Source organism: Micromonospora sp. NPDC053740, assembly GCF_040677775.1.
GTDB classification, from domain to species: domain Bacteria; phylum Actinomycetota; class Actinomycetes; order Mycobacteriales; family Micromonosporaceae; genus Micromonospora; species Micromonospora alfalfae.
In genome coordinates this window covers 147,201-160,242 of sequence record NZ_JBFASO010000002.1, presented here as the reverse complement: position 1 = coordinate 160,242, position 13,042 = coordinate 147,201, and the positions used below count along the sequence as shown (strand labels likewise).

10 protein-coding genes are annotated in these 13,042 nt (G+C 72.6%); 7 read left to right on the top strand and 3 right to left on the bottom strand.

Annotated elements, in window-relative coordinates; genetic code table 11:
* Position 1 precedes the first annotated feature (1 nt).
* Positions 2–652, top strand: a complete 651-nt coding sequence (locus AB0K35_RS05265; RefSeq protein WP_363883901.1) for an SIMPL domain-containing protein — start codon at positions 2–4, stop codon at positions 650–652.
* Positions 652–1,299 carry a nucleoside/nucleotide kinase family protein gene (locus tag AB0K35_RS05260; protein ID WP_363883899.1) on the top strand — a complete coding sequence of 216 codons (648 nt, stop codon included), beginning with the start codon at positions 652–654 and terminating at the stop codon, positions 1,297–1,299. Before AB0K35_RS05265 ends, AB0K35_RS05260 begins: the two co-directional genes overlap by 1 nt.
* Here the strand turns inward: AB0K35_RS05260 and AB0K35_RS05255 are convergent.
* Entirely contained in the window at positions 1,296–1,853 is a 558-nt protein-coding gene (locus AB0K35_RS05255) for a sugar O-acetyltransferase (protein ID WP_238668238.1), read from the bottom strand. The two genes, AB0K35_RS05260 and AB0K35_RS05255, sit on opposite strands and share 4 nt — an antisense overlap.
* Positions 1,854–1,929: 76 nt before the next feature.
* Here AB0K35_RS05255 and AB0K35_RS05250 point away from each other — a divergent pair, with 76 nt between their 5' ends.
* Positions 1,930–5,349 carry a S8 family serine peptidase gene (locus AB0K35_RS05250; protein WP_363883896.1) on the top strand — a complete coding sequence of 1,140 codons (3,420 nt, stop codon included), beginning with the start codon at positions 1,930–1,932 and terminating at the stop codon, positions 5,347–5,349.
* Between the two features lie 52 nt (positions 5,350–5,401).
* Here the strand turns inward: AB0K35_RS05250 and dapD are convergent, their stop codons facing one another.
* Positions 5,402–6,361: a 2,3,4,5-tetrahydropyridine-2,6-dicarboxylate N-succinyltransferase gene (gene dapD / locus AB0K35_RS05245; protein WP_363883894.1), complete on the bottom strand. Its 960-nt coding sequence runs from the start codon at positions 6,359–6,361 to the stop codon at positions 5,402–5,404.
* Between the two features lie 78 nt (positions 6,362–6,439).
* Here dapD and dapE point away from each other — a divergent pair, with 78 nt between their 5' ends.
* Entirely contained in the window at positions 6,440–7,513 is a 1,074-nt protein-coding gene (gene dapE / locus AB0K35_RS05240; protein WP_238668235.1) for a succinyl-diaminopimelate desuccinylase, read from the top strand.
* Between the two features lie 67 nt (positions 7,514–7,580).
* Here dapE and AB0K35_RS05235 read toward each other — a convergent pair whose 3' ends face one another.
* Complete coding sequence (locus AB0K35_RS05235; RefSeq protein ID WP_238668234.1) at positions 7,581–7,748, bottom strand: hypothetical protein; 168 nt, start codon at positions 7,746–7,748, stop codon at positions 7,581–7,583.
* 154 nt (positions 7,749–7,902) lie between these two features.
* Here AB0K35_RS05235 and AB0K35_RS05230 point away from each other — a divergent pair, with 154 nt between their 5' ends.
* The 3 genes from AB0K35_RS05230 to AB0K35_RS05220 all read left to right on the top strand — a co-directional run bounded on the left by AB0K35_RS05230 (position 7,903) and on the right by AB0K35_RS05220 (position 13,000).
* A complete protein-coding gene (locus AB0K35_RS05230) occupies positions 7,903–8,757 on the top strand; it encodes a TIGR00730 family Rossman fold protein (RefSeq protein WP_238668233.1) in 855 nt (284 codons plus the stop codon).
* Positions 8,757–9,302, top strand: a complete 546-nt coding sequence (locus tag AB0K35_RS05225; protein ID WP_112675715.1) for a TIGR00730 family Rossman fold protein — start codon at positions 8,757–8,759, stop codon at positions 9,300–9,302. Before AB0K35_RS05230 ends, AB0K35_RS05225 begins: the two co-directional genes overlap by 1 nt.
* Before the next feature lie 158 nt (positions 9,303–9,460).
* A complete protein-coding gene (locus tag AB0K35_RS05220) occupies positions 9,461–13,000 on the top strand; it encodes an ATP-dependent DNA helicase (RefSeq protein ID WP_363883891.1) in 3,540 nt (1,179 codons plus the stop codon).
* Positions 13,001–13,042: the final 42 nt, after the last annotated feature.

The window sequence follows — 13,042 nt, the reverse complement described above, 5'->3', positions numbered from 1 at the left end:
TATGGCGGCGGACGGTCCGGTGGTGCAGGTGCGCGGTGAGGCGTACCGGGAGGTGCCTCCCGAGCTGGCCCGGTTCGCGGTCACCGCGACAGCCCGCGACCGGGACCGGGAGGCGACGCTGACCCGGTTGGCCGAGCGGGCCGCGGCGGTCCGGGTGCTGCTGGACGGCTCCGGGCCGGTGGTGGCGCGGCGGGAGACCGGCGACCTGCGGGTGCGGCCGGAGACCCGGCGCTCGGGTGAACGGGTGGTCGCCTGGCACGGCAGTGTCACCACCACGGTCACCGTCACCGACTTCACAGCGCTGGGCGAGCTGATGCTCCGGCTCGCCGACCAGGACCAGGTCGAGGTAACCGGCCCGTGGTGGGAGCTTCGTCCGGACAGCCCCGCCCATCGTGCGGCCCGGCACGCCGCGATCAGCGACGCGCTGCTGCGGGCCCGGGAGTACGCGGAGGCGCTGGGCGCCCGGGTCACCTCGTTGATCGAGCTTGCCGACGCGGGCCCCGCCGACCGGCCGATGTTCGCCCGTGCGGCCTTCGCCGGGGCTGGTGGCACGGGCGGTGGTCCACCGGAGCTCGAGTTGGACCCGCAGCCGCAGACCGTGCAGGCGGCGGTGCAGGCCCGGTTCACCATCAGCGACCCGGTTCTGGGCTGATGCCGCCGGCCCGGGTGCTGTCCACCGAAGAGTTGGTGGCGCGGGCGTCGGTGCTCGCCGAGGCCGGTCCGCGACAACTGCTCGGCATCGCCGGTGCACCGGGCGCCGGGAAGTCCACCCTGGCGGAACGGATCGTCGCCGAGATCGGGTCGGCCGCCTGCCTGGTGCCGATGGACGGCTTCCACCTGGCGCAGTCGCAACTGGTTCGCCTGGGCCGCGCCGACCGCAAGGGCGCCGTGGACACCTTCGACGCCAACGGGTACGTCTCGCTGCTGCGCCGGCTGCACCGGTTGGAGCCGACGGCGGTCTACGCGCCGGAGTTCCGCCGCGAGTTGGAGGAGCCGGTGGCCGGGGCGATCGAGGTGCTGCCGTCGGTCCGGTTGGTGGTGACCGAGGGCAACTACCTGCTGTTGCCGGATTTCCCCTGGCAGGAGATCCGACCGCTGCTGCACGAGGCGTGGTTTCTCGACCTGGACGCCGAGGTGCGGCACCGCCGGCTGACCGCCCGGCATGAGGCGTTCGGTCGATCTCCGGAGCAGGCGCGGGCGTGGGCGCTGGGCAGCGACGAGTCGAACGCCGCGCTCATCACCCCCACCGCCGACCGGGCTGACCTGGTGGTCCGCCTGGCGGAGCCCCCGCCGGTCTAGCCGATTTCGCGGACCGGCCGGGCCGGGTTGCCGACCGCCACGACGTTGGCGGGCAGGTCCCGGGTGACCACAGCGCCCGCGCCGACGACTGTGTTCGCGCCGATCGTCACGCCGGCCAACACGATGGCGCCGCCGCCGAGCCACACGTTGTCGCCGATGGTGATCGGCTTGGCCGCCTCCCACTTGTCCCGTCGCGGGCCGGGCTCGACCGGGTGTGTCGGGGTGAGCAGCTGCACGTTCGGGCCGACCTGGACGTCCGCGCCGAGGGTGATCCGAGCGACGTCGAGGAAGACCGCGTTGTAGTTGACGAAGCTGCGCGGGCCGATGCGGATCTGCCAGCCGTAGTCGCAGTAGAACGGTGGGCGGATCCAGGTGTCCTCGCCCAGTTCGCCGAGGAGTTCCCGCAGTGCCGTGATCCGGGCCTGCGGATCGGCCGCCGGACTGGTGTTGAAGCGCTCCATCAGCCGGGCGGCCCGGTCCAGATCGGCGATGATTTCGGGATCGTCGGCGATGTATGGCTCGCCGGCGAGCATCTTGTCCTTCGTGGAGGTCACCGCCCGATCATGCCGGCCCGGTTCGTCGGCTCGTGGCGGGTCCGTCATTTTTTGGCCTTCATTATGCATACCCAGTATGCAATTCTGGGTTGTCAATGTGACTCCATCCATCAAGACGCTTGACGAGGAGGATCCGTTGCACCAGGGAAGAAGATTGGCCGCCCTCGGCCTCGTGTTCGCGCTGGCGCTCTCCGCGCCGGCTCCCGCCTCAGCCGCTGCCACAGTGCCCGCCACACCGGGCGGCACCGGCCCACAGTCCACTTCGAGTGGACCCGTCGCCAACCGCTCGGCCATCGTCACGCTGATCACCGGTGACCGGGTCACCATCACCGCCTCCGGCACCTCGGCCCGGCCCGGCGTCGGCCGCGAGGACGTGCAGTTCCTGGTCCAGCGCGAGCGCGGACGCCTCACCGTGACGCCGACTGACGCGCTGCCGTTGCTGCGCTCCGGCCGGGTGGACCGGCGACTCTTCGACGTCACCGGGCTGATCGAGGCAGGTTACGACGACGCCCACCGCAACACCCTGCCGCTGCTGGTGTCGTACGGCTCGACGGGGTCCGCCCGGCGTACGTCGGCCGCACTGCCCGGCACGCGGGTGACCCGTGACCTGCCGCTGATCCGCGGTGCCGCCCTGAGCAGCGACAAGTCCTCCCTCGGCGCGGTGTGGGCGGCGGTCGCCACCGGTCCCGCTGGGGCCCGGCTCGACGCGGCGGGGGGCGTCGAGCGGATCTGGCTGGACGGCCGTCGACGGGTGACCCTCGACCACAGCGTGCCGCAGATCGGCGCGCCCGCCGCCTGGGCGGCCGGGTTCACCGGCGCGGGGGTGTCCGTCGCGGTGCTGGACACCGGCGTCGACGCCACCCACCCGGACCTGGCCGGCAAGGTGGCCGAGGCGCGCAACTTCACCGAGGTCGCCGACGCTCGGGACACTGTCGGCCACGGCACCCACGTGGCGTCGACCATCGCGGGCACCGGCGCCGCCTCCGGTGGTAAGTACCGAGGTGTGGCGCCGGACGCGACGCTGCTGGACGGCAAGGTCTGTGAGGACGCGGGCTGCACCGACTCGGCGATCCTCGCCGGCATGCAGTGGGCGGCTGTGGAGAAGAAGGCCGCCGTGGTCAACATGAGCCTCAGCGGCTGGGACACCCCGGAGGTCGACCCGGTCGAGGAGGCCGTGCAGACCCTCACCGCGCAGACCGGGACGCTGTTCGTCCTCGCCGCCGGCAACGACGGTGCTGACGGCTCGGTCGGCTCCCCGGCCAGCGCCGACGCCGGGCTCGCCGTGGGCGCGGTGGACCGCGACGACGAACTGGCCGACTTCTCCAGCCGGGGCCCGCGAGTCGGCGACGATGCGCTGAAGCCGGACATCACAGCGCCCGGCGTCGACATCGTCGCCGCACGGTCCGCCAACGGCGTCATCGGCGACCCGGTGGGGGACCGCTACGTCGCCCTCTCCGGCACCTCGATGGCCACCCCGCACGTCGCCGGATCGGCCGCGCTGCTGGCACAGCAGCACCCCGGATGGCGGGCCGACCGGCTCAAGGCCACCCTGATGGCCGCCGCCAAGCCGCACCCGGACCAGACCGCCTACCAGCAGGGCGCCGGGCGGGTCGACGTCGCACACGCGATCACCCAGCAGCTCACCACCGACCCGGTGAGCGTCTCGTTCGGGCGTACGCTCTGGCCGCACGCCGACGACGCCCCGATCACCCGTACGGTGACCTGGCGTAACGACGGTACGGCCCCGGTCACAGTGGACCTGAGCGTCGAGGGCGCTGGCCCCGGCGGTCGGGCGCTACCGGCCGGCCTGTTCGTCCTGGGCGCCAACCAACTCACAGTGCCGGCTGGCGGCACGGCCGCCACGACCGTCACCACTGACACCCGCCTCGGCGACGCCGACGGTTACTGGACCGGGCGGATCGTGGCCCGGTCCGGTGCTGCGGTCGCTGTCACCCCGCTGGCAGTGAACCGGGAGGTGGAGAGCTACACGCTCACCGTGGAGCACCTGAACCGCGCCGGCGCGCGTACCGCTGACCACTGGAGCTTCCTGCTCGGGATGGACAGCTACGGATCCTGGGACCTCGTCAGTTCCGACGGGGTGGCCACCGTGCGGGTGCCCAAGGGGCACTACGGCCTGGCCGGCCTCGTCTTCGAGCCCGGTCCGGAGGATGAGCAGCGCGGGATGTCGCTGTTGATGCAGCCCGAACTGACGATCGAGCGGGACACCCGGATCGTCGTGGACGCCCGCCGGGCCAAGCCGGTGCGGACTACCGTTCCGGACCGGACCGCCGTCCCGCAACTGATCGACCTCAGCGGCAACTTCACCGCCGACGACGGCAGTGGGTACGGCGTCGGGCTCTGGGCGGAGACGTTCACCGGCCTGACCAGCGGTCAGCTCGGCAAGCCGACCTCCGCCGACAAGTTCGTCGGCACCGTCAGCAGCCAGTGGACCGCTCCAGACCCGGCCAACAGCCCGTACCTGTACGCGCTGGCCGAGGCGGTACCTGGCCGGATGCCCACCGGGTTCGTCCGCGACTACACCCGGCGGGACCTGGCCACCGTCGTGCACCGGTTCCGGGGTGGCTACCCGGGCATGGCGGCCGAGCGGGTCGTGATCCCCGAGCTGGAGTACAACGTCGGCTACTCCGCGCTGATCCTGCCCACCGTCGTGCCCGGCCAGCGGGTGGAGCACTACAACACCAAGAACGTGAAGTGGGAGTCCGAGGTCTACTTCGGAACTGTGGACGACGACGGCTGGTTGAATCCGAAGGCGGCGCTCTTCTCCACCCCCACCGCGTACCGGGCCGGACGGACGGTCCAGGAGATCTGGAACCAGGCGCCGTACGCACCGTCCTTCCCGAACCCGCGCTGGCCGTACCAGAGCGTCAGCCGGGTCGGCGACACCATCCTTGTCGACGTGCCGATGTTCAGCGACGCGGCCGGGCACCCGGGCGCCTCGTTGAGCGACAGTGAGCACACCAAGCTCTGGCGCAACGGCAAGCTGGTCGGCGAGAGCGAGTACGCCGGCTACGGCGAGTTCGCGGTTCCACCGGGTGCGGCCGACTACCGGCTCGTCATGTCGTCGAAGCGAAGCTTCACCGACCTGAGCACCGCCGTGGAGTCGAGCTGGACCTTCCGATCGAGGCACGTCGCCGGTGAGACGCCGGCCCGACTGCCCCTGTCGGCGGTGCGCTTCGCGCCGCCGCTGCGGGTCGACAACAGCGCTCCGGCCGGTCAGGGCTTCGTCGTACCGGTACGGGTGCAGCGGCAGCCCGGCTCACCGGCCACCCGGGTGGAGAAGCTCGCCGTCGACGTCTCGTACGACGGCGGGAAGACCTGGGGCAGGGCGAAGCTGGTCCGCACCTCGGCCGACGGCTGGTCGGCAGTGTTGCGGCATCCGGGCGGACCCGGCCACGTGTCGCTGCGGGCCACCGCCCGGGACACCGCCGGCAACACGGTGACCCAACGGATCATCCAGGCGTACCGGTTGCGCTGAGGCGTACCCCGTCCGGGTCCGCGGCCGAACGCCGCGGACCCGGACGGGGCCGTCAGTCGTTGGCGTGCAGGGCGGCGTTCAGCTCGATGCCCCGGCCGGTGCGCGGTCGGGCCTCCAGCCCGCCGGTGACCGAGTTGCGCCAGAACAGCAGGCCGTCGACGCCGGACAGCTCCCGAGCCTTGACCACCCGGCCGTCAGGGAGCGTGATCTTCGACGCGGCGGTGATGTAGCAGCCGGCCTCGACCACACAGTCGTCGCCGAGGGAGATCCCGACGCCGGCGTTCGCGCCCACCAGGCTCCGCTCACCGATGCTGATCTTGTCGGTGCCGCCGCCGGAGAGGGTGCCCATGATGGAAGCCCCGCCGCCGATGTCGGAGCTGTCGCCGACCAGCACGCCCTGCACGATCCGCCCCTCGACCATCGAGGTGCCGACGGTGCCGGCGTTGAAGTTCACGAAGCCCTCGTGCATCACAGTGGTGCCGGCGGCCAGGTACGCGCCGAGACGGACCCGGTCGGCGTCGGCGATCCGCACACCGGAGGGCACCACGTAGTCGGTCATCCGGGGGAACTTGTCGACCCCGTACACCGCCAGGTGCCGACCGGCGGCTCGCTCGATCACCCGCAGCTCGTCCACCCGCTCCGGGGGGCACGGCCCGGCGGACGTCCAGGCCACGTTGGCCAGCTTGCCGAAGATGCCGTCCAGGTTGAGCTGGTTGGGTCGGACCAGGCGGTGCGAGAGCAGGTGCAACCGGAGGTACGCGTCGGACGCGTCCTTGATCGGGTCGTCCAACGAGCCGATCACGGTCACCACCTGCACGGTACGCAGGCCGGGCAGGGACCGGTCACCGAGCGCGGCGGGCGGCAGGTCGAGCACGTCCGCCTTGTCCTCGCCGGCGACCAGCGGCAGCTCGCCCAGGCCCAGCTTGCCGGTCGGGTACCAGGTATCGAGCACCTGCTCGTCTGCGGTGACCGTAGCCAGGCCGATGCCCCAGGCGGAATCTGCGGACGTCACTGTTACACCTCTCGGTCACGGCCAAGCTGACCTCGGCTCGCTCCTCGCGCTGACAGACCTGAAGGTACCGTGCGAACCATGGAGAACCCGCTGACCCCCGAGGTCCTCGCCGATCCGGTGCAGCTGACCCGCGCTCTGGTCGACATAGAGTCCGTGTCCCTCAACGAGAAGGCGATCGCCGACTGTGTCGAAGAGGTGCTGCGGGGCGTACCGCACCTGACCACCCACCGGCACGGCAACACGGTGATGGCCCGTACCGACCTCGGTCGGTCGCAGCGTGTCGTGCTGGCCGGGCACCTCGACACGGTGCCGTTGAACAACAACTTCCCGTCGACCATGCGCGGCGACCTGATGTACGGCTGCGGCACCTCCGACATGAAGTCGGGCACCGCGTACGCGCTGCACCTGGCGGTGACGCTGCCCGAGCCGCGCTACGACGTGACGTACTTCTTCTACGAGGCCGAGGAGATCGAGTCGCGGTACAACGGGCTCAACCTCGTCGCCCAGGCGTTCCCGGAGTGGTTGCAGGCGGACTTCGCGGTGCTGCTGGAGCCGACGTACGGCATCGTCGAGGCGGGCTGTCAGGGCACCATGCGCTCGGTGGTCACCACGACCGGCGTACGCGCCCACTCGGCGCGCTCCTGGCACGGGGTCAACGCCATCCACGCCGCCGGCGAGGTGCTGCGACGTCTCCAGACGTACGAGGCGCGCCGGGTCACCATTGACGGCTGCGACTACCGCGAGGGTATGAACGCGGTGCGGATCAACGGTGGGGTGGCCGGCAACGTGGTTCCCGACCTCTGTGAGGTCGAGGTCAACTACCGGTTCGCCCCGGACCGCACCCCGGCCGAGGCGGAGGCGCACCTGCGTGAGGTGTTCACCGGCTTCGAGGTGACAGTCACCGACACTGCTGCCGGTGCCGCGCCCGGGCTCGACGCGGCCCCCGCGAAGGAGTTCCTGGCGGCGGTCGGCGCCGCACCGATCGGCAAGCTGGGCTGGACGGACGTGGCCCGGTTCGCGGCGATGGGCATTCCCGCGCTGAACTTCGGCCCGGGCGACCCGAACCTCGCCCACCACCCCGACGAGCACGTCGAGATCAGCAAGATCCGTGACGGCGCGGCAACCCTGCACCGCTGGCTGGCCCCGGTCTGACCCGGCCCCGGCCCCGGCCCCGGCTCCGGCCTCGCGCCGGAGCCCACCGGTGATCAAGAGGTTTGCGTCAGCCTGGCCCGTTGTCGGCGACGCAAACCTCTTGATCGGTTCCGGAGGGTGTGGGGGAGGTGGGGGTTGGGTTCTGCTGGCGGGTGCGGCGGCGTTCGGCCACCACGTCTCGGATCCGTCGCTGCATCTGGCGACGGATCCGGATCATCTCGCTGTTACTGATCACGCTGTCTCCTCCCCCGAAGGCGCGCGCCGGGGCATACCCGGTATGTGAATAGTAAGACGTACGGGAGCGCCGAATAGTTGCCCATGATCCCGAACAATTTCTCGGCGTCCCCGCCCCGCGCACCCGGCCGGTGCTGCTCCACTACGGTTGCCCCATGAGCCAGAGCAACGGGCGGGAGGCCGGTCGCGGTCCGGGACAGGAGCGGCATCGCGGTGCGGTCACCCTGCGCAGAGGGGCGATCCCGAGCAGCACCGCCGACCAGCGACTGCTGGATTCACGGGGGCGCGGCGACTGGAAGACCAAGGACGCCTGGCGCGCGCTACGCATCCTCGCCGAGTTCGTCGAGGGTTTCGACACCCTCGCCGACGTGCCGTCAGCGGTCAGCGTCTTCGGCTCCGCGCGCAGCGCACCGGACAGCGCCGAGTGCCAGTTGGCCGAGGAGTTGGGCGGCGCGCTGGCCCGAGCCGGCTACGCGGTGATCACCGGAGGTGGGCCCGGCGTGATGGAGGCCGCCAACCGGGGCGCCAGCGAGGCCGGTGGGCTCTCCGTGGGTCTCGGCATCGAGCTTCCGTTCGAGCAGGGCATCAACGACTGGGTCGACCTGGCCATCGACTTCCGCTACTTCTTCGCCCGCAAGACGATGTTCGTCAAGTACGCCCAGGCGTTCGTCGTGCTGCCCGGCGGGTTCGGCACCATGGACGAGTTGTTCGAGGCGCTCACCCTGGTGCAGACCGGCAAGGTCACCCGGTTCCCGGTGGTGCTCATGGGAGTCGCCTACTGGCAGGGCCTGCTGGACTGGCTGCGCGACACGATGGCCGCCACCGGCAAGATCGGGCCGGTCGACCTGGACCTGATCTGCCTCACCGACGACGTCAACGAGGCGGTCCGGTACATCGTCGCGTCGGAGGCCGCGCTCTCCGCCGAGCAGGAGGCGGTCCGCGAGGAGGCCGTCGCGCGCACCGGCGCAGACCAGCAGGCCGCCGCCGAGCAGGCGCGGGACCACGACTGATGGCGGCGATCTGCGTCTTCTGCGCCTCCTCTCGTACCCTTGATCAGCGCTGGTTGGACCTGGCCGCCGAGACCGGCGCGGAGCTGGCCCGGCGCGGGCACACGCTGGTCAGCGGTGGTGGCTGCGTCGGCATGATGGGCGCGCTGGCGGACGGCGCCCGATCCGCCGGTGGCCGCACCGTCGGCGTGATCCCGCAGTCGCTGGTCGACCTGGAGGTCGCCGACCTGGCCTCGGACGAGCTGCTGGTGACCGACTCGATGGCCAGCCGCAAGACCCTGATGATCGACAAGTCGGATGCCTTCCTCACCCTGCCCGGCGGGCTGGGCACCCTGGACGAGTTGTTCGAGGTCTGGACCACCGCCACCCTCGCCCTGCACACCAAGCCGATGGTGCTGATCGACACCGACGGGTTCTACCGTCCCCTGCTGGACTGGCTCGACGCGCTGGCCGACCAGACGTTCCTCAAGCCCGCCGGCCGCGACCTTCTGACGGTCACCACCACCGTCACCGAGGCCCTCGACGTTCTGGAATCCCACCTGACCTGACCGCCCCAACCCCACCCAGGCCGCGGTGATCATGAAGTTGTCGACGTCGCCGTCGACGTGTCGCGCAGCTAACGTCATGATCGACGAGGCTGGATGGGGTGCGGTGTGGAGTGGGGTTTGGGTGGGTGGGTGTCGTATGGGTCTGATGGGATGAGCTGATGCAGGCGTACCGGTTGGTGCGGCGGCCCGGAGGGCCGGCGCGGGGGGACGGGACGACGCCTGACGGCGCTTCCGTGCTCGCCAGCGGCGGCACGTCAGTGGGCGGTGTCGGCACGTCGGAAGGGCCCGATCGCGTGGCCGGGCCCGAGCTGGCCTCCGGCGACGGCTGGCGGGCCGATCCGGTGCAGGCCGAGGTGGTCGGGCACACCGACGGGCCGATGCTGGTGCTCGGCGGCCCGGGCACCGGCAAGACCAGCACGCTGGTCGAGGCGGTCGCCGCCCGGGTGGCAGAGGGGGCCGACCCCGAACGGATCCTGGTGCTGACCTTCGGCCGCCGAGGCGCCACCGCGCTGCGACAGCGCATCGAGGCCCGGATCGCGCAGGACGGCCACCGGGTGCTGCGCGAGCCGTTGGTGCGCACCTTCCCGGCGTACGCCTTCGGGCTGCTCCGCCGCGCCGCCGCCGAGCGGGGCGAACCGTCGCCCCGGCTGCTCACCGGCCCCGAGCAGGATCTGATCATCCGTGAGCTGCTGGACGTGGTGGGCGAGGAGCCCGAGGACGACCCGGTCGGCTGGCCCACAGACCTGCGCCCCGCCCTGCGCACCCGGGCGTTCGCCGGCCAACTGCGCGACCTGCTCATGCGCGCCGCCGAGCGCGGCGTGGGCCCGATCGACCTGGCCCGGCTGGGTGAAAAGCTCGGCCGCGCCGACTGGCCGGCCGCCGCCCGCTTCCTGCGGGAGTACGTCGCAGTGCTCGCGTTGCGTGACGTCAGCAACCGGGGCTCCATCGCGTACGACCCGGCGGAGCTGGTCCGGGCGGCCACCGGGCTGCTGCGCGACGACGAGGAGTTGCTGGCCGCCGAGCGCCGTCGCCTCGCCCACGTCTACCTCGACGAGCTGGCCGACACCGACCCCGCCCAACTGGAGCTGCTCTCGGTGATCGCCGGCGGTGGCAAGTCGCTTGTCGCGTTCGCCGACCCGGATTCCTCCACGTACGCCTTCCGGGGCGCCGACCCGGCCGGGGTGGCGACGTTCCCGCACCGGTTCCGGACGGCATCCGGTGCGCCGGCCGCGCAGGTGCTGCTGACCACGTCGTACCGGGCCGGGCCGGGTCTGCTCGCGGCGATCGCCCGGCTGGGCCGCCGGCTGCGGGGTCCGGCCGCGCACCGCCGGCTGCACCCGGTGCCGGGCGCGCCGCCCGGCGTGGTCGAGGTGCACACCTTCCGCTCGGCGACCAGCGAGGCCGCCTGGCTGGCCCACGCGCTGCGCTCGGCTCACCTGCTCGACGGCGTCCCGTGGTCACGGATGGCGGTGGTGGTGCGGTCCACCGCGTTGCAACTGCCCACCCTGCGACGGGCGCTGCACGCCGCCGGGGTGCCCACAGTGGTGCACGGTGAGGATCTGCCGTTGCACCTGCAACCGGCGGTCGCGCCGCTGCTGCTCCTGCTGCGCTGCGCGCTGGAGCCGGATCGACTCGACGAGGAGGCGGCCGTCGCGCTGCTGCACTCGCCGCTCGGCGGGGCCGACCCGCTGGCCGAGCGGCGGCTGCGGCAGGGCCTGCGTGCGCTCGCGTTGGCCGGCGGCGACCGACGTCCCTCCGGGGAGCTGATCGTCGAGGCGTTGCAGGACCCGGAGGAGCTGGCCGGCATCGAGCGGCTCTGGGCGGAGCCGGCGCAGGCGGTGGCCGGGCTGCTTGCCATCGCACGCGAGGCCGCCGCCCGCCCGGGTGCGACCGCCGAGGACGTGCTCTGGGCCGTCTGGCACGCCAGTGGTCTCGCCGAGCGGTGGGCCGGCGCGATCAACCAGGGTCGTCCGGAGGCTGGCGAGGGCGACCTGGCCCGGCGTCGGCGGGCCGAGGCTGCCGACCGCGACCTGGACGCCGTGCTGGTCCTCTTCGACGCGGCGGCCCGGTTCACCGACCGGCTGCCCGGTGCCCGCACCGAGGTCTTCCTCGACCACGTGCTCGCCCAGGACCTGCCGGCTGACACCATCGCCCCGACCGCCGACCGGGGTGCGGCGGTACGCCTGCTCACCGCGCACGCCGCGAAGGGCCTGGAATGGGATCTGGTGGCGGTGGCCGGCGTGCAGGAGGGCATCTGGCCGGACCTGCGGCTGCGCGGCAGCCTGCTCGGCTCCGAGCGACTGGTCGACGTGCTGGCCGGCCGGTCGGTCGACGGGGCGACCGCGGCGAACGTGGTGGGTCAGACCTCGGCGCTGCTGGACGAGGAGCGTCGGCTCTTCCACGTCGCCATCAGTCGGGCCCGGCACCGGCTGCTGGTCAGCGCCGTGGCGTCGGCCGCCGTCGGCGGCGACGACCACGAGGAGCAACCCAGCCGGTTCCTGCACGAGCTGGGCCCGAGCACACCGCCACCGACCCCGCCGGACACACCGCCGCCGACCCCGCCGACAGCGCCCGGCCCGCCGCCCGGTCCCCGCACCGAGCCGTCCTCCGGCGGCGGCAGAGGGGGCGCCGCGGTGGGCGAGACCAGCGACGAGGAGCCGGACCGCCCCGGGGCGCTGCCGGTGACCCGTCCACCCCGGGCGCTGACCCTGCCGGCGTTGGTAGCTGAACTGCGTACCGCCATCACCGACCCGGCCGCCCCGGCGGCCCGGCGGCGCGCCGCGGCGGCCGAACTGGCCCGGCTCGCCGCCGCCGGGGTGCCCGGCGCGCACCCCGACGACTGGTGGGGGTTGCGGGTGCTCTCCGACGACCGGCCGCTCGTCGACGACGGCGACCCGGTGCGGGTCACCCCGTCGGCCATGGAGAGCGCGCTGCGGTGCAGCCTGCGCTGGCTGCTGGAACGGCACGGCGGTAGCGGCCCGACCAGCACCGCGCAGGGAGTGGGCAACCTGGTCCACGCCGCCGCGATGCTCGCCGAGGACGCCAGCGCCGACCGGGGCGCGCTGCTCGACTACGTGGCCGCCCGGTTCGACGCGATCGAGCTGGCGGCCCGGTGGATGGCCGGGCCGGAGCGGGAACGCGCCGAGGCGATGGTCGACAAACTGCTGCGCTGGCTGGCCACCAATCCACGCCGGTTGCTCGCCATCGAGCACGAGTTCGCCGTCCGCCTGGACGACCCGAACCGGCCCATCGACCTGGCCGGCCGGGTCGACCGGCTGGAGGTCGACGAGGCCGGGCGGCTCGTGGTGATCGACCTGAAGACCGGCAAGTCCACAGCTGTCACCGGCACCGACCTTGCCGAGCACCCGCAGCTCGGCGCCTACCAGGCGGCGGTGGAGGCGGGGGCGTTCGCCGAGTTCGGTGACGAGTCCGGAGGTGCCGCGCTGGTGCAGCTCGGGACCTCCGCCAAGGACGCCAGGGAGCAGAATCAGCCGGCCGCCAGCGAGGGGCCGGCCGCCGGCTGGGCGACAGCGCTGGTCCGGCGGACCGCCGATACGATGGCAGCCGCCACGTTCGCCGCGGTGGCCAACTCGAAGTGCCGGGTCTGCCCGGTGCGCACCAGCTGCCCGGTCTCCGGGCAGGGTCGCCAGGTCGTCGAGCCGCCCACCGTGCGACGCACAGGTGAGGGCGAGGAATGAGCGTGCGAGCCCGGTCACGACCTGGGACGGCACCCGTGAGGG